Raw genomic sequence first — 2,066 nt, 5'->3', positions numbered from 1 at the left:
GGGCCATAGTGGTTTTTTGTTGAGATGTTAATAGATAAAAACACGTGCGTGCTGTTGGCACGCACCCTACACATTAAAGAAGCATTTCATACAGGCTACAGCTTGCTGACGAGTTGGTAACACAGTTGCTACTCAAAATAAGCATGTTATACAGGCTACAGCTTGCTGCTTGCTATACAGGCTAACAACTGTTTAAACCTCATGTAATATCTTCAATATTCATGTTCGCTGAAATTAATCCTTCTGTAGTCTCTATAAACAATTCGCCCGTATCACTTACTAGATAAGAATCTCCCCTTTTAAATATTAGATTATAAAGTCCCTCATAAAATTTACCTCCAATATAATAAACATCACCTGAATCGGGAATCTCATAAATTCTCCCTAGCTCATCAATCATAATTTCTCGACCATCTTTAAAACCAAAATTTCTTATTTTTTTGTTTACTAAATGTGTACAAAGACATGAACTTTCTTCCTCTAATGAGTAATCTATTAGTTTAGCAGTAGTTTCTCCAAAGGTATAAACCTCATTGCGGAATATATATCTTCCATATTTATCTCGGTTGTAGAAATCATTAGTTACTGAAATGTACCATATTTCTCGTAAAAATTGCCTAACCAAATTAGGTAACTCCTCTAAATGAGATGGCAATTTTTTAAGTATAACGTCTCGTTCCAGATACCAACCGGAAAAAGTCATTTTTTTAAAAAAATCAGAATCTATTTCATATGGTTTTTTCATCTTGATACCTCAATATTCAAAGTTTTGCTAACTTTCCCATCTCCGCTACACCATCGATGATACCTAGTTCATCTAAAACACGGGAACACGATCCACATGCTGGCATATACATTCCATCATTTACCCTCATTGCAACCGACACTGATCCTTCTAAATTCTCGTCTTTTCCTTTATCTAATGTACAAACTTCTGCGCATCGGCCATGACCATTGCCCCGTTTTTCTGCAGGCACAGAGTTATACAAATCTTGGACAGACTTATCCACATCTTGTAAATGTACGGGTTGCAGACCTATAATTGGATCGCCAACGGGTGGTACTATCACATTTATTACTTTAATACCATTTTTTTTCGCTTGCGACTTCGTCATCTTGCTAAGTATTGTTGCTCTCAACTTTTGTAATTCCCTCACTGCTATATCCTGTTGTTCCTTGGGCGTTCGAGGCTTACAACTTAAGCCAGAAGGATCGGTCCAATTAATAACATTGTTAGCAAATTGGTAAAAATTATCCCCACCCCACAACCTAATCGGATCCTGATTCACAAACCTTCCGCACTCCGGCTCGTAATACCTGAAAAAGTTGTAATGCAACCCCGTTTCGGCATCGCAATACTGATTCTGCAATCTAAACGGCTGAAGGGCATTGGTAATATTGGTCTCGCTTTTCAGCTTACCCCAACCGAAGTAATCCCCAAACCACAACAGTTTGCCGTCCTTATCGGTCATCTCGCGCGGTATGCCGATTTGGTCGCAGTGGAAGTAGTTTATCTCTTGGTAGGTTTCGACCTCTTCATTGGTGTAGTTGTGGATTTGTGCCAAAGGTTCATAGCTGCCCACATCAGTATAGATGTAGGTATATCTTCCGCTTCCGCTTCCGTAAACTTCCTGAAGCAGATGGCTGCCGTCCCAAATAAACTCCCGTTCGTCTGCAAGGCCGTCTGAAAGGGTTTCCGCTTCGCAGTCTTCTTTCAGACGGCCTTTACCTATCCGTCTGCCCAAAGCATCGTAGCGATAAGCCCAAGTCTCTTTACTGCCGTCTTTTTTAAAGATTTCCACCTTAACCAGTTGGTCGTGCAAATCGTAGAAATAGTTCTGTACTTCGCCGTTTGGCAGTTCGCGGTGAATCAGATTGCCGAGGTCGTCGTAGTAATAGCTGGTGCCGTTGTAGTGTTTGATACGGTTGTCGGTAACGGGGTTGAGGCCGTCTGAAACGGTTTGGCCGTTGGTGGACAGGATATTGTGCGCGGGGTCGAAGGCGAATCGTTCGTCGCCCGCTTGGGTGATTCTGCCGAGTTTGTCGTATTCGAAATGCGTCGTTCC

2 protein-coding genes are annotated in these 2,066 nt (G+C 41.6%); both read right to left on the bottom strand.

Annotated elements, in window-relative coordinates; all coding sequences use genetic code 11:
- Positions 1–199: 199 nt before the first annotated feature.
- Positions 200–745, bottom strand: a complete 546-nt coding sequence (locus tag Q0X97_RS11760) for a hypothetical protein (protein ID WP_302067604.1) — start codon at positions 743–745, stop codon at positions 200–202.
- Positions 746–761: 16 nt separating this feature from the next.
- Positions 762–2,066, bottom strand: a 1,305-nt coding sequence (locus Q0X97_RS11755; protein ID WP_302067606.1) for an RHS repeat domain-containing protein, incomplete at its 5' end; no start/stop codon positions are given.

Source organism: Neisseria sp. MVDL19-042950 (assembly GCF_030504625.1).
Taxonomy (GTDB): Bacteria; Pseudomonadota; Gammaproteobacteria; order Burkholderiales; family Neisseriaceae; genus Neisseria.
Note: the sequence above shows the minus strand (reverse complement) of the source record. Positions and strands in the feature narration are given on the sequence as shown.